This is a genomic window from Pseudonocardia hispaniensis, from assembly GCF_042658695.1.
Classification (GTDB): Bacteria; Actinomycetota; Actinomycetes; order Mycobacteriales; family Pseudonocardiaceae; genus Pseudonocardia; species Pseudonocardia hispaniensis.
Genome location: NZ_JBHSQW010000044.1, coordinates 12,245 through 34,222, shown reverse-complemented (window position 1 = coordinate 34,222; position 21,978 = coordinate 12,245). Strand labels below are relative to the sequence as shown.

At 72.4% G+C, this 21,978-nt stretch carries 21 protein-coding genes; 8 read left to right on the top strand and 13 right to left on the bottom strand.

Annotated elements, in window-relative coordinates; genetic code table 11:
- Positions 1-136: 136 nt before the first annotated feature.
- From ACFQE5_RS20345 to ACFQE5_RS20335, 3 genes are all read right to left on the bottom strand, one after another.
- Entirely contained in the window at positions 137-1,006 is an 870-nt protein-coding gene (locus ACFQE5_RS20345) for an alpha/beta fold hydrolase (protein ID WP_379587304.1), read from the bottom strand.
- A 110-nt stretch (positions 1,007-1,116) separates the two neighbouring features.
- A complete protein-coding gene (locus ACFQE5_RS20340) occupies positions 1,117-2,712 on the bottom strand; it encodes an acyl-CoA synthetase (protein ID WP_379587302.1) in 1,596 nt (531 codons plus the stop codon).
- A gap of 24 nt (positions 2,713-2,736) precedes the next feature.
- A complete protein-coding gene (locus ACFQE5_RS20335) occupies positions 2,737-4,425 on the bottom strand; it encodes a PHA/PHB synthase family protein (RefSeq protein WP_379587301.1) in 1,689 nt (562 codons plus the stop codon).
- A gap of 259 nt (positions 4,426-4,684) precedes the next feature.
- Here ACFQE5_RS20335 and ACFQE5_RS20330 point away from each other — a divergent pair, with 259 nt between their 5' ends.
- On the top strand, positions 4,685-5,902 hold the full coding sequence (locus tag ACFQE5_RS20330) for a PucR family transcriptional regulator (RefSeq protein WP_379587299.1): 1,218 nt from the start codon (positions 4,685-4,687) through the stop codon (positions 5,900-5,902).
- A 171-nt stretch (positions 5,903-6,073) separates the two neighbouring features.
- Positions 6,074-7,651 carry an alkaline phosphatase D family protein gene (locus tag ACFQE5_RS20325; RefSeq protein ID WP_379587298.1) on the top strand — a complete coding sequence of 526 codons (1,578 nt, stop codon included), beginning with the start codon at positions 6,074-6,076 and terminating at the stop codon, positions 7,649-7,651.
- A gap of 45 nt (positions 7,652-7,696) precedes the next feature.
- Here ACFQE5_RS20325 and ACFQE5_RS20320 read toward each other — a convergent pair whose 3' ends face one another.
- Complete coding sequence (locus ACFQE5_RS20320) at positions 7,697-8,674, bottom strand: helix-turn-helix transcriptional regulator (RefSeq protein WP_379587297.1); 978 nt, start codon at positions 8,672-8,674, stop codon at positions 7,697-7,699.
- A gap of 236 nt (positions 8,675-8,910) precedes the next feature.
- Between ACFQE5_RS20320 and ACFQE5_RS20315 the strand changes: the two genes are divergently transcribed.
- On the top strand, positions 8,911-9,366 hold the full coding sequence (locus ACFQE5_RS20315) for a DUF2231 domain-containing protein (RefSeq protein ID WP_379587296.1): 456 nt from the start codon (positions 8,911-8,913) through the stop codon (positions 9,364-9,366).
- Positions 9,367-9,486: 120 nt separating this feature from the next.
- On the opposite strand, the gene ribA is transcribed toward ACFQE5_RS20315, so the two are convergent.
- Genes ribA through ACFQE5_RS20280 form a run of 7 tightly spaced genes read right to left on the bottom strand, consistent with a single transcriptional unit; the run spans position 9,487 to position 15,761 of the window.
- A complete protein-coding gene (gene ribA / locus ACFQE5_RS20310) occupies positions 9,487-10,788 on the bottom strand; it encodes a GTP cyclohydrolase II RibA (RefSeq protein ID WP_379587295.1) in 1,302 nt (433 codons plus the stop codon).
- Between the two features lie 5 nt (positions 10,789-10,793).
- The gene (locus tag ACFQE5_RS20305; protein ID WP_379587294.1) at positions 10,794-11,447 is read right to left on the bottom strand and encodes a histidine phosphatase family protein; all 654 of its coding nucleotides are present in this window, start codon (positions 11,445-11,447) and stop codon (positions 10,794-10,796) included.
- Between the two features lie 39 nt (positions 11,448-11,486).
- Positions 11,487-12,419 (bottom strand): lysylphosphatidylglycerol synthase transmembrane domain-containing protein, encoded by a 933-nt coding sequence (locus tag ACFQE5_RS20300; RefSeq protein ID WP_379587293.1) that lies wholly within the window; start codon positions 12,417-12,419, stop codon positions 11,487-11,489.
- Positions 12,419-13,207, bottom strand: coding sequence for a class I SAM-dependent methyltransferase (locus tag ACFQE5_RS20295; RefSeq protein WP_379588049.1), 789 nt, complete (start codon positions 13,205-13,207; stop codon positions 12,419-12,421). The genes ACFQE5_RS20300 and ACFQE5_RS20295 overlap by 1 nt, the downstream gene beginning before the upstream one ends.
- A 38-nt stretch (positions 13,208-13,245) precedes the next feature.
- Complete coding sequence (locus ACFQE5_RS20290; RefSeq protein ID WP_379587292.1) at positions 13,246-14,367, bottom strand: glycosyltransferase family 4 protein; 1,122 nt, start codon at positions 14,365-14,367, stop codon at positions 13,246-13,248.
- A complete protein-coding gene (locus ACFQE5_RS20285) occupies positions 14,364-14,762 on the bottom strand; it encodes a 6-pyruvoyl trahydropterin synthase family protein (protein ID WP_379587291.1) in 399 nt (132 codons plus the stop codon). The genes ACFQE5_RS20290 and ACFQE5_RS20285 overlap by 4 nt, the downstream gene beginning before the upstream one ends.
- 18 nt (positions 14,763-14,780) lie before the next feature.
- On the bottom strand, positions 14,781-15,761 hold the full coding sequence (locus ACFQE5_RS20280) for a zinc-dependent alcohol dehydrogenase (RefSeq protein ID WP_379587289.1): 981 nt from the start codon (positions 15,759-15,761) through the stop codon (positions 14,781-14,783).
- A gap of 70 nt (positions 15,762-15,831) precedes the next feature.
- Between ACFQE5_RS20280 and ACFQE5_RS20275 the strand changes: the two genes are divergently transcribed.
- Positions 15,832-16,569 carry a CDP-alcohol phosphatidyltransferase family protein gene (locus tag ACFQE5_RS20275; RefSeq protein WP_379587286.1) on the top strand — a complete coding sequence of 246 codons (738 nt, stop codon included), beginning with the start codon at positions 15,832-15,834 and terminating at the stop codon, positions 16,567-16,569.
- A gap of 4 nt (positions 16,570-16,573) precedes the next feature.
- On the opposite strand, the gene ACFQE5_RS20270 is transcribed toward ACFQE5_RS20275, so the two are convergent.
- On the bottom strand, positions 16,574-17,653 hold the full coding sequence (locus ACFQE5_RS20270; protein WP_379587283.1) for a DUF3616 domain-containing protein: 1,080 nt from the start codon (positions 17,651-17,653) through the stop codon (positions 16,574-16,576).
- Between the two features lie 196 nt (positions 17,654-17,849).
- On the opposite strand from ACFQE5_RS20270, the gene ACFQE5_RS20265 reads away from it, so the two are divergent.
- The 3 genes from ACFQE5_RS20265 (at position 17,850) to ACFQE5_RS20255 (ending at position 21,418) form a co-directional block, all read left to right on the top strand.
- Complete coding sequence (locus ACFQE5_RS20265) at positions 17,850-19,547, top strand: sulfatase (protein WP_379588047.1); 1,698 nt, start codon at positions 17,850-17,852, stop codon at positions 19,545-19,547.
- A gap of 457 nt (positions 19,548-20,004) precedes the next feature.
- Positions 20,005-21,204: a cytochrome P450 gene (locus tag ACFQE5_RS20260; RefSeq protein WP_379587281.1), complete on the top strand. Its 1,200-nt coding sequence runs from the start codon at positions 20,005-20,007 to the stop codon at positions 21,202-21,204.
- Positions 21,205-21,220: 16 nt separating this feature from the next.
- A complete protein-coding gene (locus ACFQE5_RS20255; protein ID WP_379587280.1) occupies positions 21,221-21,418 on the top strand; it encodes a ferredoxin in 198 nt (65 codons plus the stop codon).
- On the opposite strand, the gene rpmF is transcribed toward ACFQE5_RS20255, so the two are convergent.
- The gene (gene rpmF / locus ACFQE5_RS20250) at positions 21,415-21,585 is read right to left on the bottom strand and encodes a 50S ribosomal protein L32 (protein ID WP_379587279.1); all 171 of its coding nucleotides are present in this window, start codon (positions 21,583-21,585) and stop codon (positions 21,415-21,417) included. The genes ACFQE5_RS20255 and rpmF overlap by 4 nt on opposite strands.
- Before the next feature lie 169 nt (positions 21,586-21,754).
- Between rpmF and rpsR the strand changes: the two genes are divergently transcribed.
- On the top strand, positions 21,755-21,978 hold a 224-nt coding region (rpsR, locus tag ACFQE5_RS20245), incomplete at its 3' end, for a 30S ribosomal protein S18 (protein WP_379587278.1).

Below are 21,978 nucleotides of genomic sequence, written 5' to 3'. Positions count from 1 at the left end.
AGCGCCTCGACGCCCGGCTACGTCGCCACCGTGTACCCGGACCACAGCCGCCGGTCGGACAGAACGGTGAACACATCCGGATCCCGGACGAGCGGCGGCCTGCCGCGCCCCGGGCGGGACGGTGTCCGGCGAGCCCTCAGCCCTCCCCGACGAACCCGAGCACGACCGGCGCCACCTGCGGTGCGCGGGTGAGCAGGAAGAGGTGCCCGCCCCCGTCGAAGAGCCGAAGCGTGGCGTCCGGAAGCAGCGCGGTGAGGATCTTCGCGTTGACAGCCGGCGCGATGGGGTCGTCCGTGCCGTGCAGCACCAGGGTCGGCTGCCGGATCCGGTGCAGCCACGCGGCGCTGGCGAAGCCGCGCAGCGCGAGGATCTGCCACAGATAGCCCTGCATCGAGGGTGCGTAGCGGAGGCGCACCGGCAGGTGCTTGCTCAGGAACCCCGGGTCGTCGGTGAGCTCAGGGCCGTACAGCACGGGTGCGATCCGCGTGAACTCCTCGATCGACCGGTAGCGCGCCGGCGTGAGCATCGCTGCGAGCACCCGCGGCCCGGCAGGCACCATGGCGGCACCCGCGCCGGTCGCGACCAGCACCAGGCGGCGCACCCGCTGCGGATGCCGCCAGGCGAGCATCTGGGCGAGCAGGCCGCCCCAGGACAGCCCGAGCACGTCGACCTCCTCGACGCCGAGCGCATCCAGCATCCGGACCACCATCCGGGCGAGTCCGCGCAGCGTCGGCGGGAGAACGGGCGTGCTCGACAGGCCGGTGCCCGGGGCATCGAAGATGATCGTCGGATGGTCGCCGAGGGCCTCGCACAGCGGCGAGAGCAGCTCTGCGGACGCGCCGATGCCGTTGCAGAGCAGCAGCGGTACGCGTCCGGGGGCGCCGGCGCGGACGAACACCCTGAGCCGCACGCCGTCGACGTCGAGATGGACGATGCGGTCGGGTGCGCCGCCGCCGGGATCGCCGGCGTCCTCACCCTCGAGGTCACGGTCGAGCTGCTGGGTCATCGGAACGCACCCACCTCCTTGATGTCCCGCTCGGCATCGGGCAGCTTCGCGTACAGCTGGCGGTGGCCGGCGCCGGGCGACGGATCCATGGTCGGATACGGCACGGTCGGCTACCCGACGAGGTGTGCGAAGGCGGTGCGCAGGTCTCGCTTGAGGATCTTGCCGCTGGCGTTCTTCGGCAGCTGGTCCACCACGACGAAGTACTTCGGTGTCTTGTAGCCGGCCAGCTGCTGCCGGCAGAACGCGGCGAGCTCGTCGGTGTCGACGCTCTGCCCCTCGCGCGGGACGACGGCAGCGACCACCGCCTCGATCCATTTCGGATGCTGGACGCCGAACACGGCGACCTCGGCGACGGCGGCGTGCTGGTAGATCGTCTCCTCGACCTCGCGGCTCGCGACGTTCTCCCCGCCGGTTTTGATCATGTCCTTCTTCCGGTCGACCACGGTGATGTAGCCCTCGGCGTCCATCACCCCGAGGTCGCCGCTGTGGAACCAGCCGCCACGGTAGGCCTCGGCGGTCTTCTCCGGGTCGGCCCAGTAGCCGAGGGTCGCGTGCGGGCTGCGGTGCACGATCTCGCCCTCGACGCCGGGCGGCACCGGGTTGTCGTCGGAGTCGACCAGCATCGTCTCCACGTTGAGCGCGGGCCTGCCCGCGGACCCGGCCTTTCGCACCTGGTCCTCGGGCTGCAGGATCAGCGCGACCGCCGACATCTCGGTCTGCCCGTAGTAGTTGAACAGGTCCATCCCCGGCAGGCGCTGCTGGAGCTCCTTGATCACCTCGACCGGCATGATCGACGCACCGTAGTAGCCCTTCCGCAACGAGGACAGGTCGCGGGTGTCGAAGTCGGGGTGGCGGAGCAGGCTGATCCACACCGTCGGCGGGCAGAACAGCTTCGTGACCCTCTCCCGCTCGACCGTCTCCAGCAGCGTCGCCGGGTCCGGGCCGTCCAGGATCACGTTGGTCGCGCCGACGTGGAGGCCGGGGACGAGGAAGCAGTGCTGCGCGGCGACGTGGAACAGCGGCAAGGCGTGGATCTCGATGTCGCTCTGCTGGTAGCGACCGTCGACGATGCAGCTGGTGTACTGGGCGACCAGGCTGCGGCTGGTCATCATCGCGCCCTTGGGCCGCGACTCGGTGCCGCTGGTGTACATCAGCTGCAGCACGTCGTCCTCGTCGATCGCGACGTCCGGCTCGGTGGCGTCGTCGTGCCCGGTCCACGCCGCGAACGGCTCCCAGCCTGCGGGCAGGTCCCGCCCGTCGCCGAGGATTCCGCGGACCTTCAGCGGGCCGGGTGGGTTCGCGGTCTCGATCGCCTCCTGGGCCACCGTGTGCAGGGTGTCCTCGACGATCATGCCGGTCGCCCCGGAGTGCTGCAGGATGTAGGCGACCTCGGCGGCACCCAGCATGAAGTTCACCGGCACCGTGACGGCCCCGAGCCGGGCCAGCGCGAAACACGTCACCACGTAGGCGTGGTTGTTGTGCGACAGCAGCGCGATCCGGTCCCCCTTGGCGACCCCGCGCTGCGCCAGGGCGTTCGCCGTGCGGTTGACGGTCTCGTTCAGCTCGGCGTAGGTCTGGCGCAGGTCCCGGTAGACGATCGCGGTCTTGTCCGGAACCCGGCGGGCCGAGCGGCGCAGCAGGTCACCGAGGGTGTGCCGGCGAGCGGTGGCGACGGTCGCGGTGAGGGTCTGGTCGAACGTGGTCATGGGCCAACTCCCGGACGACGGTGATCAGGCTGGGGGCAGGTCGCGGACATAGCGACCGGGGGCCGGCTCGAGAACGGGGTGGCCGCGGCTGCCCAGCGTGTCGGGTGCGCTGCGGTCCCCGCCCCCGTGCTCGAAGGCCCAGTCGGCCCACGCCTCCCACCAGCTTCCGGACCTGCGCACGGCGGCGGCCTGCCAGGCCAGCGGATCGGGGCCGGGAGCCGGGCCCGTCCAGTAGTGCGCCTTCGGGTTGCCGGGCGGGTTGACCAGGCTGGCGATGTGCCCGGAGTAGCTGAGCACGAAGGTGCTCTCCCCGCCCAGCAGCTGGGTGGTGCGGTAACAGCCGGTCCACGGGGTCAGATGGTCGGTGACCGCGCCGGTGGCGAAGATCGGCACGGTGATCCGCTCCAGGTCCAGCGGCGAGCCGAGCACGCTCAGCGCCCCCGGCCGGGCGAGGAGGTTGTCCCGGAAGATGTCGAGGAACTGGCCGTGCAGCGCGCCGGGAAGGTTGGTGCCGTCGGCGTTCCAGGCCAGCACGTCGAACGCGGGCGGCTGCTTACCCAGCAGGTAGTTGTTGACGAGGTAGTTGAAGACCAGGTCGTCCGGGCGCATCCAGGCGAACGCCGCCCCCATGTCCCGGCTGGTGATGATGCCCTTGCGCGCCGACCTGCGGCGGGCGACCTCGAGCACGCCCTTACCGGCGAACGCCGAGATCGGCGCCCGCTCGCCGAAGTCCAGCAGGGTGACGGCGTAGGACATGCTGTGCACGCGCTTGTCGCCGGTCGCGGCGAGATGGTTGAGCACGGTCGTGCTGATGATGCCGCCCGCGCAGAAGCCCATGAGGTTGACGTCGTCGGCGCCGGTGATCTCCCGCACGGAGTCGATCGCCTCACACACCCGGGCCGCGTAGGAGTCCAGGTTCCAGCTGCCCTGTTCGGCGGTCGGGTTGCGCCAGGACAGCAGGAAGACCGGGATCCCCCGGCTCACCGCGTACTCCGCGAAGCTGCGGCCGGGCGCGAGGTCGAGGAAGTAGTACCGGCCGATCGGCGGCGGGACGACCAGCAGCGGCCGGTTGAGCACCTTCGGCGTCGTCGGCGCGTACTGCAGCAGCTCGGCCAGCTCGTCCCGGGCGACCACGCCACCCGGGGTCACCGCCAGGTCGCGGCCGACGGTGAAGCCGCTGCGGTCGACCATCGACGGCATCCCGCCGTTGTGCCGCAGGTCGGACGCGAAGTTCCGCAGGCCGCGCAGCAGGCTCATCCCGCCGGTGTCGAAGGCGTGTTTGATCGCCGCCGGGTTGGTGGGCAGGAAGTTGGTCGGCGCCAGCGCGCTGGTCAGCACGTTGACGGTGAAGGTCGCCTGCTCGGCCCGCTTGGGATCCAAACCGGACCGGGCCGCCTCGGCGAGCAGGTTGCGCAGGGTCTCGGCGGCGGCGAGGTAGGACTGCTCGATGCGCCGGTAGGCGGGGTTCTGGTTCCACGCCGGATCCGTGAACCGCCGGTCACCCTTGGCCGGCTCCAGGGCGGAGCGGCCGACCGCGACCCGAGCCAGCTCGGCGGTGAGCCCGCCGAGCTCACGGGCGACGACGCCACCGCGGCCCAGTATCGCCGCAAGGCCACCCACCGCGCCGGCCAGCGTCGGCCGGGCCACCGCCTCGCCGCCGCCGACCACCTCCGCGGGTGTCGTCACCTCCGACGTCCGATCACGGGCAGCCATGGCCGATGCACCTCCTGCAACTCGGCCCTCCCGATCGTGAGCCTACGAAAACCTGAACGGAACCGGCCGCCACTCGTCCAGCGGCACCCGGATGCGACAACAGAGATCACCCGAGCGGCCGCAGCGGATCCCGGCGGCCCCCCGACCATCCTGCGATCTCCGTGCCGCGATCTCCATGGTTCGGAGCACAGCATCGGCGGCGATCGGGTGTCCGTGGCGACAGCGCGGGATCGCGGAAGATCGCATCTATGCTCGGTGCGTGAGCAGACGCGGTCTCGACCCGGACGTCGCGGCCCTGGCGAGGCGGCTGGCCCTGCGACTCGACCCGCTGGCCGACAAGCTCACCCGCCGGATCCGAGCAGAGATCGACTTCTATCGGGAGGGCGCCGTCATCGGGCCGGAGGAGCTGTGGCGGAACGTCCGGCACAACCTCGGCTACACCCTCACCCAGCTGACCTCGGCCGAGCCGGCGGACCTCACCCCGGCACGGGAGACCGGCCGGCTCCGGGCCGAGGCGGGCGTCCCGCTTCCGGAGATCCTGCGCGCCTACCGGATCACCTTCGCCTTCCTGTGGACGGAACTGCTCGCCGAGGCGCGCGGCGGCGGCCCGCGCGTGATGCAGGCCATGCTCGACACGGCGACGGAGGTCTGGTCGCTCGCCGACGACTACTCCTCGGCGATGGTGGACACCTACCGCGCGACCATGGCCGACCGCATGGTGGCCGCGGACCGGCACCGATCCGCGCTGGTCGAGGCGTTGACCACCGGCGCGATCACCGACCACGGCACCGCGTGGGAAGTCGCGAAGCAGCTGGATCTCCCCTTCGAGGGGCTCTTCGTGGTCGTCGTCGCAGAGAACACCGCGCTCGGGACCGAGCCGCTGCCGGGCGCCGAGCGGACGTTGCGACGACACGGGGCGGCATCGGCATGGCGGCTCCAGCCGGACTACGCCGTCGGCGTGGTGTCCCACGGACACCGCTGCACCCTGGCGAGGATCCTCGACGCACTCGACGACCTTGCGACGGCGCGGGTGGGCGTGAGCCCGGAGTACCGCAGCCTGGACACGACCGCGCGCGCGATGCGGTTCGCCCAGGTCTCGATGGAGACGCTGGCCGAAGGCAGCAGAGGCGTTCGCCAGGTCGACGACAGCCCGCTCGGCGAGCTGGTCGCCAGCAGTCTCGACACGACGAGACGGGTCGTCCAGCGCGTGCTCGGCGAGATCCTGCTGCTCGCCCCTGAGGAGCGCTCCAGGCTGCTGTCCACGGCGCAGGCCTGGTTGGACGCGGAGGGGTCGGCCACCGCAGCCGCGCGGATCCTCTACTGCCATCCGAACACCGTGCGGCTGCGGATGCGCCGGCTCGAGGAACACCTCGGCAGCAACCTGAACAACCCGTTCACCGTCGCCGAGCTGGCCACCGCGATGCAGGCGTTGCGGACCTTCCCCGCTCTCGCGGACGGGGTCGCGCCGCCCCCGTGAGCTGGTGGTCGACCCCGGGCAACCGGCGGGAGCGCAGGTTCGACTCCTGCTACTCGTCATCGATCCGGCGACTGAACACCGCGAGACGTTGCCGTCGTGTGCGGGTCGTGGTGCGGTGGTGCTCGCGGCTCGGGTAGCCGCCATGGATCGTGGACCCCGAGATCGGACGGGGTGGTCTGGCTGGCGGGGACCGGCGATGTGGTGATCAGCCGGCGGAGCGTGCTCCGGTGGGGGGCCGTCGGCGTGGCGGGGCTGCTCACGGGTGGGGCGCTACCCGGCTGCACGGGGCACCGGCGCGCGGACCCCTTCACGCTCGGCGTGGCCTCCGGCGAGCCGAACGCCTCCGGCGTCGTGCTGTGGACCCGGCTCGCGCCGGACCCGCTGGCCGAGGACGGGTTCGGCGGGATGGGCCCGGCCCCGGTCGAGGTCGAGTGGGAGCTGGCCGGTGACGAGTCGTTCCGCCGGGTGTACCGGCGGGGGGTCGAGACGGCCGTCCGCGAGTCGGCGCACAGCGTGCACGTCGAGCTCGACGAGCTGGCGCCGGGGCGGGAGTACTTCTACCGGTTCCGTACCGGGCCGTACCTGTCCGCCCCTGGCCGGACCCGCACCGCCCCCGAGCCCGGCGCGCCGGCCGGTCCGCTCACGATCTGCGTCGCGTCCTGCGCCCAGTACGAGCACGGATACTTCACCGCCTACCGGCACCTCGCGCACGAGCAACCGGACCTCGTGCTGCATCTCGGCGACTACCAGTACGAATACGCCGCAGACGAGTACGTGGCGCCGGGCGGCAACGTCCGCTGTCATGCCGGACCGCAGACGCTCACCCTGAGCAACTATCGGCAGCGGTACGCCCAGTACAAGACCGATCCGGATCTGCAGGCCGCGCACGCCGCTGCCCCGTGGTTGGTGGTCTGGGACGACCACGAGGTGGCCAACAACTGGGCCGGGGAGATCCCCGAGCCGCCGCGGCCCGGTTTCCCGGCCCGGCGCGCCGCCGCGTTCCAGGCGTACTACGAGAACATGCCGCTACGGCGGCGGTCGGCGCCCCGCGGGAGCGACCTGCGCCTGTACCGGCGAATCGGCTGGGGGGACCTGGCCAGCTTCTTCATGCTCGACACCCGCCAGTACCGCGATGATCAACCCTGCGGCGGCAGAGCCGGTTCCGACTGCCCCGAGCGCGCCGACCCGGACCGGACCATCCTGGGTCGCGCACAGGAGGCATGGCTGCTCAACGGGCTGCGCGGCTCGCGCACCCGCTGGAACCTCCTGGGCCAGCAGGTGTTGTTCGCCCGGCTCGATCTACGACCGGGTGCCGAGCGCCGCTTCAGCGCGGATGCCTGGGACGGCTACCTCGCCGCCCGCGAGCGGATCATCGCGGCGCTGCGAGACTCACCCGAGCGCAACACCATGATCCTCACCGGCGACCTGCACCGGCACTGCGCGGCGGAGATCACGGAGCACGTCGACGACCCGGCGTCGGCGACCGTCGCCACCGAACTCGTGACGACCTCGATCACCTCGGAAGGCGACGGTTCGCAGACCGAACCGACGACCGCCGCGATCCTGGCCGACAACCCACATATCCGCTTCTACGACAACCGCCGTGGTTATGTGCGTACCGATGTCCGACACGGCGAGATTCGGGGGTACTTCCGGGTCATTCCCTACGTCTCCCGGCCCGGCGCACCGGTGGCAACCCAGGCCTCGTTCGTGGTGGAGAACGGCCGGCCCGCTTTGCATCGCGTGTGAGGCGCGACCGGCCCGGCCGAATGTCGCCGAATCTCGCCGAATGTCTCAGCCCGTCTCAAGCAGCTTCAGACCCTCGCGTTCCGCGACCGATGCGGCCTCCGTGCGGGAGGCGACCTGCAGCTTGCGGAGAATGCGTTCGACGTAGTGCGCGACGGTCCGTTCGCTCAGCCGCATCCGGCGGGCGATCTGGGCGTTCGACAGGCCCAGTCCGAGCTGCCCGAGAACCTGCAACTCCCTCGGGCTGAGGCCGTGCGGCAGCTCAGCGGGGCAGGCGGCCACCAGCGTCCCGCCGCGGACCGCGCGAAGGAGCACGTGATGCCAGTTCCCGCCCCGGTCCATCCAGCGGAACCCACCGTCCGCACCTCCGACCTGTGGCCGAACCCGCTCGATCAACTCCCCGTATCCGACCTGTGCCGCGGCCCCCGTGAGCGGGCGGACGCTCCCATCCGGCCGGATCAGCACGACATGCTCCGCTCCCGGCAACACGTCGTCCCCGCCGGGCAACGCAGTCCGTTCGTGGAGCGCCGCGATGATCATGCGAGATCGATGCAACACCTGCATCGCCTCCGGCGACGGGAACTGACGCGCCTCCGTGCTCAGGTGAAAGTCGCCCAGATACGTCCCGGTCCGGGAGAGCAGCCGCAGCGAGACACCGCCGCGGAAGCCTTGGGGGATCAGCAGCTCACGTGCCGTCTTCGACCGCGCATAGTCGAAGTCCAGGTCCCACCAACAGCGCAGCGGACGACCCGAGTCCCGCCGAAGGCACCGATATCCCTCGTCGCGCTCGGCGAACTCTTCGCTGACGAGATGCTCGACGATCTCGTCGGAGTACCCGCGGACCGCGACGACCCGGGCCCGACCGCATTCCTCGTCCCATCGGGTGAGGATCGCGGCGCTGGCCTGGGCCACCGCACCGAACAGGTCCATGACCCGCTCGTACGGATCAACGCCGGCCCGCGCGTCCGCGACGATCTCCGCGAGCTGGAACGCGGCGTCCTCGGGGGTCCACCGTTGCACCGCCATACACCGTCACCTCCGCGTCCGGTGATCGGCCGAGTATCGGCCGATCACCGGACGCGGAACAAGCTGACCGAGAAGACGGGGTGCGGGCGATCACCGGGGCCGCCCGACGTGTCCGAGGGGCGGCTCGACGCGGGGCGACCATGCCGATCGCCGCACGGCCGGTGGGCCGCCGGTGGCGCGCCGTTCAGGATCGGTACGGCGCCCGGGCGCCGGCATCGGTCGTCCACACTGTTGTGGTGTTCACGGTTCTGGGCGTCCCGGCGCACCCGCTCCTCGTCCACGCTGTGGTCGTCCTGATTCCGCTGGCGGCGCTCGGCGCGGTCGTGCTCGCGATGCGGCCGGCCTGGACGCGCGCGTACGGGCCGCTGGTCGCGGCGGCAGCGCTGGTCGGGGCGGTGACCGCGACGCTGGCGAAGTTCGCGGGCGACCAGCTCCAGGCCGCGATCGAGATCACCCCGTCGTTCGTGCCCGTGATCGAGCAGCACACCCGATTCGGGTTGTTCGCGGTGGGAGCGTCCTGGGTCTTCGCGGTGCTCGCGATCGGTGCGGAGCTACTCGACCGCCGCACCCGCGGCTCGGCACCGCGGATCGCCAGGGTGACCTCGGCGGTCTCGGGTCTCGTGGCGATCACCGCGACGACGCTCGCCGGCCATTCCGGCGCCCAGGCGGTATGGGGCTCCGTCCCGGCATAGCCCGCTCCGGGCCAGGGTTCGCCTCGACCAGCCCCACGACCGCGCCGCTGCTGCGAACGCGACGACACAGCGGTCACCGGATCGAGCAGCATTGTCGGCGCGTTCGCGCACCCAGGACGCCTAGCCGACGTCCCAGGCGGTGAGGATGTCGTCCGCGGTGAGATGCACGGACCGGTTGCGCAGCACGATCCCCTCCGCCACCCGGGCGATCCCGAGATCACCCACAGCCTCCCGCCCGGCGCCGATGATCCTCGGCGCGGTCCCGACGATGACGCGGTCGACCAGCCCGGCGCCGAGCAACGAGGTGATCACCCGGGCGCCGCCCTCGACGAGCAGGCTGCGCACCCCGCACTCACGCAGCGCCCGCAGCCCGGCGTCCAGATCCACCCCACCCGGCCCGGACGGCAGCACCACGACTCCCGCGCCGGTCTCCCGGATCCGCTTCCGGTCGTCGTCGGTGGAGCGGTCCGTGGTGAGCACGAGGGTCACCGGGTCCCCGTCGAGCAGCAGCGCGCTCGACGGGGTCCGCAACGTGGAGTCGAGGACGACCCGCGCCGGCGACGTGCCAGGGACGAGCCGAACGGTCAACCGGGGATCGTCGCGCAGCACCGTTCCGACCCCGACCATCACCGCGTCGCAGGCCGCCCGCAGCGCGTGCGAGACGGCGCGTTCCTCCTCACCGCTGATCCACTTCGAGTCGCCGCAGGTGGTCGCGATCCGCCCGTCGAGGGTCTGGGCGTACTTCAGCGCGACATAGGGACGGCCAGGCGGCGGATCGACCTCGCCGAGCAGGCGGACGGCATCGGGCGGTGGGGACGAAGCGGGCTCCAGCGCCTCCCCGGCCGTGTCGAGGTGCCCGAGCCGTTGTTCCTTGGTGTGCAGGTAGCCGATGTTGCGCAGGTGCGCGGCGGTCCGCAACGGCTCCACCGCCTCCACCCTGATCCCGGCCTCGCGCAGCACGCGCGCCTTGTCCGGGTTGTTCGTCAGCAGGCGCACCGAGCCGACGCCCAGAACGCGCAGCACCGCGGCCGCGTCGTCGTAGCTGCGTCCATCGACCGGTAGACCGAGCCGCAGGTTGGCCTCGACGGTATCGGCGCCGTCGTCCTGCTCGACGTACGCACGCAGCTTGTTGACCAGCCCCACGCCCCGCCCCTCGTGCCCGATGACGTAGAGCAGCAGGCCGCGTCGTTCGGCCGCGATCCGGCGCAGTGCGAGCCGAAGCTGCGCCCCGCAGTCGCAGCGCACCGAACCGAGGGCGTCGCCGGTCAGGCACTCCGAGTGCAACCGGGTCAGCGGCGCGCCCCCGCCTGCCAGCTCGCCCTTGACCAGCGCGAGGTACACCAGTCCGGGGCGCACCTCGAACGCGGTGGCCCGGAACACCCCGAACTGCGTGGGCAGCACCACGCGAACCAGCTCACGCACGCCGTTCACCCAGGCCCCCCTTCCGAGCCTCGGGTGGACTCGCCGCCGAGTAAACCCAGGTCCGGCAACCGCGGGCAAGCCTCGTTGAAGGCCAGCAGACGCGGCGCCGAGCCACTGGTGTCGATCCGGCACACCGCAGCATCGGCCAGGAACATCCGCCACCCCACCTCGTCGCCGACCCCCAGGGCCCAGGTGACCGCGGCTTTGATCGGGGAGACGTGGCTGACCACCACCACGTCGCCGCGTGCCGCATCGGCGACCAGCTCGGCGCAGGCCTCGCGCACCCGGGCACACACCGCCGCGAGGGATTCACCGCCCGCGGGGACGAAGTCCGGATCCTGCCGCCACCGCTGCCACGACCGCTCGTCCAACGCCGACGCGGGCCTGCCGTCCAGATCGCCGTAGTCCAGCTCGATCCACCGTTCATCCACCTCGACACCCTCGGCGTCCGTGACGTCCGAAGCGGCGCCTTTCAGCACGGCGGCGGTGTGCCGGGCGCGCGTCAGCGGGCTGGACACGATGCGCGCCGCCGGCGGAAGCGCCGCGGCCAGGGCACGCGCCTGACGCAGGCCCGTGGCGTTCAGCGGCGGGTCAGCGCGGCCGAGCAGCAACCCGCGGGCGTTGGCCTCGGTCTGCCCGTGCCGGACAAGGATCAACACACCCGCCACGCTAGTCCGCGGCCGGTCGGGCCACCCAGCTCAACCAGTAGGTTCCGGTTGGCCCGAACGCCGCAGCAGCAGCCCGACACCCGGGAGGCAGGCGATCAGGCTGAGCACTCCGTAGACCACGGCGGCGGTGAGCCCTTGCGCCGCACCGAACCCGACCGCCCCGAACGCCACCGTGCTGACGGCCTCCCGGGGCCCCCAGCCGCCGATGTTGATCGGCAGCCCCATCGCGAGCAGCGCCAGTATCAGCAGCGGGAGCAGTTCGCCGAGTGTGGCCTGGGACCCAGCGGCCCGCGCGGCGACGACGAAGAGCGCCAGGTATCCGGCCAGCGCGGCCACGGACAGCAGCACCACCCCCGGCCAGGTGCCGCGGGACAGAACGGTGCGAGCGTCCGCCAGACTCGTTCCCAGCGACCTGCGGATTCTCGCCGGGACCGGACCGGGCATCAGCCAGATCCCGATCCCGCAGGCGGCGAGGACGGCGAGGGTCACGGCGGCGACGGCGTGACCGGGGAGCAGATCGCCCGCCGCGGCGTCGAGCAGGGTCGGCTGGGCGAGCAGGACACCCACCGCCACGACGAGCAGCACCACAGTGCCGGCGACCCGTTCGAGGACGACCGCGCGGACGCCGCGTCCGACGTCTCCGACCTGCTGACCGTGACGCACCGCGCGGTGCACGTCGCCGAGCACTCCCGCGGGCAGTACCGAGTTGAGGAACAGGGCCCGGTAGCAGTCCGCCACCGCTGCTGTCAGCGGGAGTGGCAGCCCGAGACCGCGAGCCACGAGACACCACCGCCACGCATTGAACACCGTGGTCAGCAGGCCGATGCCGAGCGCGGCGAGGACCGACCAGGTCTCGATCGCCCGCAGCCCGTCGATGAAGGCGTCGGTGCCGAACCGCGCGACCAGCGCAGCCAGAATGCCGACGCCGACGAGCACTCGCAGGTAGGGCCAGAACCTGCGCATCACAAGCCGTCCGCCGGGACCGCGAGCACGTCGACGTGGCCGACCTCGACCCGCAGTACACCGGCTGCGCCGGCATCGAGCCTGCGCCGCAGGTAGGCACCGGCGTACCGCTCGAGGTCCGGTTGCTGTGCGCAGGCGGCGCCGATCCAGCCACGCAGCCACTCCTCCGCCAGTGCGGCCTGATCGGCGCCGAGCCGCCACGGGCTGAGCCCGGTCGTCACCGTCGCGCCGCGGCGGGAGAACGCGTCGACGGCCACGGCGCAGGCGTCCGGTCCGAGCAGCCGCCTGCCGTCGGTACACCGCCGCTGGTGCGCATCGAAGGCGGCCGCGAACGCCTCGTCCAGCGGATCGAAGGGAGCGATCTCGACGCGCCCGACGACCGTCAGCGTCAGCAGTGCGGCGCATCCCGCCTCGACACACGCGGCGGCGAGCCCGTCCACCTCCTCGACGGTGAGCAGGTCCAGCAGCGCGGACGCCGTCACCAGCGAGGTCCCGGCGAGATCCGCGGCGCACAGGTCGACGACATCCCCCGCCCAGGTCCGTACGGTGACCGGGGCGCCGTCGGCGGCCGCGTCCGGCATGCTCGCGCTCGCGTGGTCGAGGAGCCGTGGATCGCGGTCGTGCAACACCCAGTGCTGCGGGCCGGGCAGCAGACCGGCGAGCCAGCGGCCCATCGAACCGGTGCCGCAGCCGAGGTCACTGATCGACCACGGTGCGCTCAGCTGGGTACGCAGAAGGTCGACGAGACCGGACGCCCTGGCCGCGGCGTCGGCGGCCTCTCGCAGCATCAGCCAGTCCGGCGCGCACACGGGCGATCCGGGCGTGCTCAGCCGGGCGTCCCACGGCGCCGGGCAGCGGCGTCGTGCAGGCGTTCCAATACACACGCCAACCTCCGTGACGTCGTCTCCCACGCGTCCAGGGTGCCGCCCCGCTTCCGGGCCGCCCGACGCAGCCCCTCCCGCAGCGCCGCATCGCCGGACCAGCGGCGAAGGGCCGCGGCGAGCGCGGCGGCGTCGTCCGGGGGCACCAGGATCCCGGGCACCCGGCCGGCCGGATCACGGCCCAGGGTCTCCGGCACGCCGCCGACCTCCGCCGCGAGCACCGGGATCCCCCGGGCCAGCGCCTCGGTCACCACCATCCCGTACGCCTCGACGCGCGACGGCAGCACGAGCAGGTCAGCCGCGGCGTACAGCGCGTCCAGCCGGGCGCCCGTCCGGGGGCCGGTCAGCCGGATCCGCCCGCCGAGCCGGTGGCGCTCGATCGCGCTGCGGACCGCGTCCGCGTGCGCGGGATCGCGGTGCATCGGACCGACGAGGTCACAGCTGAAGGACACCTCCGGCTCGCCGGTCAGGGCGGCGAGGGCCTCGACGAGCAGGTCCTGGCCCTTGGTCCGGGTGACCGATCCCACGCACAGCAAACGGGAGGCGCCATCGGTACCGGGGGCGAGCGGCGCGGGGTCGGTTCCCGGCGTGGCGACATGCACCCGGGCGAGCCCGTGCCGCGTGACGATCCGGCGCGCCACCCATGGGCTGGTCGCCACGACCGCCCGCGCGGCGTGCAGGGTCTCCCGTTCGAGCGCGGTCAACTCCGCGGCGGGCCCGGGCCCCAGCCCCGCCTCGTCACCGAGCGGCAGGTGCACCAGGACGACCAGACGCAGCCGGCCCGCCCGCGGGACGAGGACGTCGGGGACGCCACAGGCCACCAGCCCGTCGAGGAGCACGATGGCGCCGTCGGGCACGGCGTGCAGGGCGCGGGCCAGCACCGCGCGGGCGGCAGGGCCGGGCCGCGGCCAGGTCCCGGCGACGGCGATCTCGCGCACCGACCAGCCGGTGGCCGACAGGGAGTCGCAGATGCGGCGGTCGTACACGTTGCCGCCGCTCGGCGCGGCCGCATCGTCGATGTCGGCTGGAACGACGACATGCACCGACCGCGGCCCCACGGGCGTCACAGCGATCGTTCGTAGCTCGCCCAGGCGACGTGCGACTCGTGCAGCGTGACCGTGATCCCGGTCAGGTCACGGGCCCCCTCGCCCAGCGCGCCCGCCTTCACCTTCCCGGCGAGCCGGTCGGCGATGACCTTGGCGAGGAACTCGGTGGAGGTGTTCACGCCGGCGAAGTCGGGTTCGTCGTCGAGGTTGCGGTAGTTCAGGTCGGCCAGCACCGCGCCGAGCTCGCTCGTGGCCAGCCCGATGTCGACGACGATGCCGTCGGCGTCGAGATCCGGGCGGCGGAACGTCGCATCCACCACGTACGTCGCGCCGTGCAGCCGCTGCGCCGGACCGAAGACCGCTCCCCGGAAACTGTGCGCGATCATGACGTGGTCGCGGACCGTGATGCTGAACAAGACCGACCTCCCGGATTCCTATCCCTGCCCGTAGCGGACTCGCACGCACAGCGCCGGGGCCTGCCCGGCGGCGAGCCGGGGCAGGAGCCGGGGCAGGTCCTCGAAGCGGCTCTCCTCGGTGATCAGCGCGTCGAACACCGGGTCGGCCAACAGCCGCAGCGCCAGCGCCATCCGTTCGGTGGCGCTGCGCCGCGCTCGCCGGGCCGGGGCGAGCCCGCCGACCTGGCTGCTGCGGATGGCCAGCCGGCGCGAGTGGAAGTTCTCGCCCAGCGGGGCGCTGACCGGCCGATCGCCGTACCAGCTCAGCTCGATGACCGCACCCTCGTAGCCGAGCAGCCCGAGGGAGTGGGCCAGCCCGGCCTCCGTGGCGCTGGCGTGCACAACCAGGTCACACTCTCCCGCGGCCTGCTCGGGTGTGGCGAATCCCACGCCCAGCGCCTCGGCGACGACGGCGCGCGCGGGCTCGACGTCGACCAGTTCGACCCTGACCCCCGGGAAGCGGGCGAGCACCGCGGCGACGCTGCAGCCGACCATTCCCGCGCCCACGACGGCGATCCGGTCGCCGACCAGCGGGGCCGCGTCCCACAGCGCGTTCACCGCCGTCTCGACCGTCCCGGCGAGCACCGCCCGCGCCGGCGGCACGTCATCGGGTACCGGCGTCACCGCGGTGGCCGGCACCACATAGCGGGTCTGATGGGGATAGAGGCAGAAGACGGTGCGCCCCAGCAACGCGGGCGGCCCGTGCTCGACGACGCCGACATTGAGGTAGCCGTACTTGACCGGCCCGGGGAACTCACCGTCCTGGAAGGGGGCCCGCATCGCCGCGAACTGGCTCTCCGGCACGCCGCCGGAGAAGACGAGGGTCTCGGTGCCGCGGCTCACCCCCGAGTAGAGCGTGCGAACCGCCACCTCGCCGGGGCCGGGTTCGGGCACGGCGACGGGACGAATCTCGCCCACTCCCGGAGCGCGCAGCCAGAAGGCACGCGCAGAATGGTCCACGTCATCCCTCCGGGTCGTGGTGAGCCGCCCCCGCGTCGGAACCTACTGAGAACGTGAATGTGGAATGTCGATGACGACTGTATCCCGGTGGCGGGCCGACCAGCAGCAGCTCGTCGCGGCAGCCGTGCAGGTCGCGCTGCTCGCGGCCCTGTCGATCACGATCGGCCTGGGCCCGGTGGGCTGGCTGGCCGGTGTCGCCTACCTGCTGGGCCTGTGGTCCCTGCTGGCCGCGGCCGCGCGGCGGGCCCGGGTGACCACGTTCGGACCGGCCGACCTGGTCACCTTGGGGAGGGCGGCGCTCGTCGGGGCCGTCACCGCACTCGTCGCCGACGGGCTCTGGACCGGTGAGCCTCGGGTCGTACCCCTCGTGGGCATCGCCGCGGTGGCGGCGGCCCTCGATGCGGTCGACGGCCAGGTCGCCCGACGCAGCGGGACGGTGTCCGAGTTGGGCGCCCGGTTCGACATGGAGGTCGACTCGTTCCTCGTCCTCGTGCTGAGCGTTCACGTCGCCGCGCTCGTGGGCCCGTGGGCGCTCGTCATCGGCGCGATGCGCTACATCTTCGTCGCGGCGGGCCGGGTGGCGCCGTGGCTGCGGTCGACGCTGCCGCCGCGATACTCCGCCAAGGCGGTGGCGGCGACGACGAGCAGCGTCCTCGTGGTGACCGCCGCCGACATCCTGCCGCGATCGGTGGCGATCGCGGTCGTGGCGACGGTACTGGCGCTGCTGGTCTGGTCGTTCGGTCAGAGCGTGGCGTGGCTGTGGCGTCGAGCCCACCGCCCTGGGCGCACCGGATCGCCGCCGCAGTAACGGGTCACCGCCGACCGCTCGCCACGACGTCGGCCAGCACCGAATGCGGCGTCGGCCGCCGCGCCTGCGCGGGGCTGTCGTAGACCACCAGCAGCCGCGCCCCCGACGGGTCGCCGGGTGCGAGCAGCGCGATGCCCTCGGCGTGGTCCACGCCGTCGCCGTGCGGCAGCGCGGTCTCGACCGTGATCTCGTCGCCGCGCACCACCCGCCCGGTCTCGGCGGTCGCCCCGCCGTGCCAGCGATGCACGCGCACCGGCCCGGACAGCGCCATCGACGGGCCGGCCAGCACCAGCAGGTCATCGCCGTCCGGGCACAGGTCGCGCACGCCGAGCCCGCCGAGGTCGAGGACGTGTTTGCGGTAGCGGGTGCCGTCGTCGAACGCGCCAAGGGCCAGCCGGGCGGGGTCGGCCGGGTCGGGCACCGGCAGCAGCTCGAGCAGCACGGCCCAGCCGCGCAGCACCGGCCCGCGCAGCCCGACGTAGAGCCGCTCCCCGTGCACGGCCAGCCCCTCGACGTCCAGCCCGTTGTCCTTGGACGGGATCTCCACGAACGGACCGAGGTGCTCGTCGTCGCGCAGCAGGTCGGCGAGGTTCTCCGCCCCGCGCGCACCGATGATCGCCGAGCGGCGCCCGTCCGCGGCCACCCGCACCGGCGCGGGGCGCCCGTCCGCGCCCTTCTCGACGGCCAGCCGCGCGATGACATACCGGTTCGCCTGCCGCTTGATCTTGGCCAGGCGTCTGATCGCCTTGTCCTCGCTGTGCTGGGCCTTGATCTTCCGACGGGCGACGCTGTGCGAGCCGACCGCCCAGAGCCAGCCGCCGGATCGGGCGATGCCCTCGATATCGGCCTCCTCCTCGGGCGGCCCGGGCAGATCGACATAGTCCGCCAGGGGGAAGCTGCGCTGCTGCCCGGCCCGCGTCGGCGCGGACGGCGAGTCGAGCACCAGTCGTTCGATCGTCGCCGTCTCGTCCCCGGCCAGCCACAGGTGCTCACCCTCGGTGCGTACCGCCGAAAGGTTCACGTGGTTGCCGGTGCGCACCGCCTCTCCGCTGAAGACCAACTCGACCCGGCCCGCGATGTCCACGCCTCATCCTCGCGCGCCGGAGCGGGTTCATTACGCTCGCGCCGTGCTCCCGGCCGCGTTGCGGGGGCGGGCTGTCACCCGGCGGTGCCGGTTGTCATCATGGGCGTTTGCATGCCGGCGGACCGGCGCGAGCGACCGCCTGCTCGACACGGACCGCGTGCGCAGCAGTGACCAGCCACCGGTGTCGCACAGAGGGATGGTCGGGTTGTCGCTCTTCACGCGCTCACGTCGCCCGTCGGAGCCGCAGCCGGCGACCCCCGACGACCGGGCGGCCCACGTCCGCACGCGCCGGATCGCCGCGCGGGTGCTCACCGGGCTGGCCTGCCTGCTCGTGTTCCTCGCCCTCGTCGCCCCGAACCAGCTCGCCGACCTGACCCCCGGCGCGTTCCTGCGCATCCCGGTGGAGGGGCTCGTCGGGGTCGCGCTGGTGCTCGTCCTGCCGGGGCGGGCGCGGCGCGTGGTAGCGGTGCTCGCCGGGGTGAGCCTCGGCCTGCTGACCATCCTGAAGATCGTCGACGTCGGCTTTTTCGCGGTGCTCGGCCGGCCGTTCGACCTGCTGTTCGACTGGCCCCTGCTGCACGCCGCGACGGACTTCCTCACCGGCTCGATCGGATGGGCCGGCGCGATCGGCGCCGTGGTCGCCGCCGCGGCGCTCGCCGCCGCCGTGCTCGTCCTCGTGACACTGGCGGTGCGGCGGCTGACCCGTCTGGTGGTCCGGCGAAAGGCCGCCGCGACCCGCGCGGTCGCGGCGCTCACCGCCGTCTGGGTCGGCTGCGCGCTGCTGGGCGCGCAGATCGTGCCGAACGTGCCGGTCGCCGCGCACAGCGCGGCGGCCTTCGCCTCGGACCGGGTGCTCCAGGTGAGCGCAAGCCTGCGGGACCAGCGGACGTTCGCGGCGGAGCTCGCCACCGACGCCTTCCGCGACACCCCCGGCGACCGGTTGCTGACCGGCCTGCGCGGCAAGGACGTCGCCCTCGTCTTCGTCGAGACCTACGGGCGCGTCGCGATCGAGGACCCGGAGTTCGGGCCGCAGGTCGGCGCGGTGCTCGAGGCCGGGACCCGGCGGCTGGCCGCGGCCGGGTTCTCCTCTCGCAGCGCGTTCCTCACCTCCTCGACGGCCGGTGGCGGCAGCTGGCTGGCCCATTCGACGCTCCTGTCGGGCCTGTGGATCGACAACCAGCGGCGCTACCACGACCTCGAGGCGAGCGACCGCCTGACGCTGACCCGCGCCTTCGGGCGGGCGGGCTGGCGGACAGTCGGGATCATGCCGGGCGTCACCTCGCCATGGCCGCAGGCCGCCTTCTACGGTTACGACCAGGTCTACGACTCCACGCACCTCGGATACCACGGCCCGAGGTTCAGCTGGGCCACCATGCCCGACCAGTACACGCTCGCGGCCTTCGAACGACTGGAGCGCGACAGGTCCGGCCGTGCCCCGGTGATGGCGGAGATTCCCCTGGTCTCCAGCCACGCGCCATGGTCACCGATCCCCCGGCTCGTCGACTGGAACGACGTCGGCGACGGCTCGGTGTTCGACTCCATGGCCGCGGAGGGTGCTCCGCCGGAGGCCATCCTGACGCGGGACCCGGACCGGGTGCGCACCGACTTCCGGCGTTCCATCGAGTACTCGCTTTCCAGCCTCATCTCGTATGTCGAGACCTACGGCGACGACGACCTCGTGCTCATCGTCCTCGGCGATCACCAGCCCGCCCCGGTCGTCACCGGGGAGAACGCGGGCCGGGACGTCCCGATCACGGTCGTCGCCCGCGATCCGGCCGTGCTCGACCGGATCTCCGGATGGGGTTGGCAGGAGGGCCTCAAACCCGGCCCGCAGGCCCCGGTCTGGCGGATGGACAGCTTCCGCGACCGGTTCCTGGGCGCCTTCGGGCCATAGCCGAACCGGCGGGACGCGCTGGTCCGGGGGCGCCGCGGGTCGATCACGTGCGCTGCCCTGGCCGAAACCGGACAGCCTCGACCCACCCGACGAGCACGGCCACCCGTCACCTGTTCGACTCTTGTGTTCATGCTCCGGCCACGGTTTGGGTGGCCGGGGCGGCTGGTTTGCGCAGCAGTCCCGCCCACCGGTGAGGGGACGATCATGGCCGCGACCGAGCGCGACCCGGTTCGTCATCTCCCGGATGTCGCTGTTTCTGACCGCCGTACTCGTCGCGGTCGCCGCCACGCTGATCGAGCGGGTGGTGGTGCGCCTGGCGCGTACGGTCTGGGCCGACGGCGCGGCGGCCTGAGCGGGCTCGCCGAGTCGTCGGCGCGCACGTCGGTGATCCGAACCTCGTGGCGAACCGGGCGTAGCGTCGGAGGCGGTCGAGGAGCAGCCCGACGAGAGGCCCGCGATGACCGAGACACCGACGATACCGGTGCACCTGCGGCGGATCGGGTTCGATCCGATCGACGAGCTGGGCCGGTTGCGGGAGAACGAGGGCGTGACCCGGGTGGTGACCTCGTTCGGGATACCGGCCTACCTCGTGACCCGGTACGAGGACGTGCGCGAGGTGCTGTCAGACCCCGTTCGGTTCAGCAACGCGCACGCGCGGCACCCGTTGCCGAACGGGGCTCAACCGTCCGAGGAGGAGATCACGCAGCGGCGAGCCGGTCAGCTGCTGGCGTTCGATCCTCCGGAGCACACCCGGCTGCGGCGGATGCTGACCCCGGAGTTCACGGTGCGCCGGATCCGCCGGTTGGTGCCGCGGATCTCCGCGATCGTCGACAGCCACCTCGATGACCTCCAGCGGGCCGGTGCGCCGGCCGATCTGGTGTCGGGTTTCGCCCTGCCCATCCCATCGCTGGTCATCTGCGAGCTGCTCGGGGTGCCCTACGCCGATCGCGCGGAGTTCCAGCAGCGCACGCGCCGCCAGCTCGACATCTCGGTGCCGATCAAGGAGCGCATGGCGCTGCACCGGGAGAGCCGGGAGTTCATGCGGGTGCAGGTCGCTCGCGCGCAGGCCGCGCCCGGTGAGGACATGCTCGGCATGCTGGTGCGCGAGCACGGCGAGGAGCTCACCACCGACGAGCTGATCGGGATCGCCGGGCTGCTGCTGGTCGCCGGGCACGAGACGACGGCGAACATGCTCGGGCTGGGCACCCTCGCCTTGCTGCGCCACCCCGAGCAGCTGGCCATGGTGCGCGACGATCCGGACCTGGTGGAACCGGCGGTCGAGGAACTGCTGCGGTGGTTGAGCATCGTGCCGTCCGGGATCCCGCGCACCACGACCACCTCGGTCACCCTCGCCGGGCATGTCATCCCCGCCGGTGAGCTCGTGGTGTGCTCGCTGCCGGCGGCCAACCGCGACCCGGCGCTGGTCGCGGCTCCCGAGCGCCTCGACATCGCCCGCGGCACACCGGGCCACGTCGCATTCGGGCACGGCGTGCATCACTGCCTGGGAGCGCCCCTGGCCCGAATGGAGATGACGATCGCGTTCCCGGCGCTGTTGCGGCGCTTCCCGGGTCTGAGCCTGGCGGTACCGTTCGAGGAGATCGGTTTCCGCGCTCACCACGTCGTCTTCGGTGTGCATTCGCTCCCGGTGACCTGGTGAGGAAGGGGACGACCGGATGCGAGTCGCGGCGGACCGCAGCGTGTGCATCGGGTCCGGGTTGTGTCTGCTCACCGCACCCGCCGTGTTCGACCAGGATGACGAGGGGATCGTGGTCCTGCTGACCGAGGATGTCGGTCAGCGGGATGCCGACGCGGCGCGCCGGGCGGTCGCGCACTGCCCCTCGGGAGCGCTGCGCCTGGTGGACGGCGGTTAGTCCGGTGGCGGCAGGATGCCGCGCTGGTAGGCGCGGACGAGCCGACGTGGCACGAGGTGCCTGCGCCCTGCGATGACCACGGTCACCAGTTCGGGCGGGGTGGCCTTCCACTGGGCGCGGCGGCTTCGCGTGTTGCTCCGCGACATGCGGCGCTTGGGGACCGCCATCAGTGCTCCTGTCCGTAGCGGCGGAACTGCTTCACGGTGGGTCCTCCTTGAGGTTGTCGCCGGCGGGCACCGCTAGTGTAAATGAAAATGATAGTCGATACAGAGTGGATGGTGATCCCGACATGGGCCGACCGACGCACTGGCGGGTCGAGGTAGGCGGGCAGCGGTGATGGCGGGCCGCGACCGGACCAGGCGGACATCCAAGCGACGGACGAACCCGCTCGCCGCACGCGGAATCGACACCGTGGACTGGAAGGACACCGCGCTGCTGCGCACCTTCATCTCCGACCGGGGCAAGATCCGTGCCCGCCGGGTGACCGGACTGACCCCGCGCCAGCAGCGCGAGGTGGCCATCGCGATCCGCAACGCGCGGGAGATGGCACTGCTGCCCTA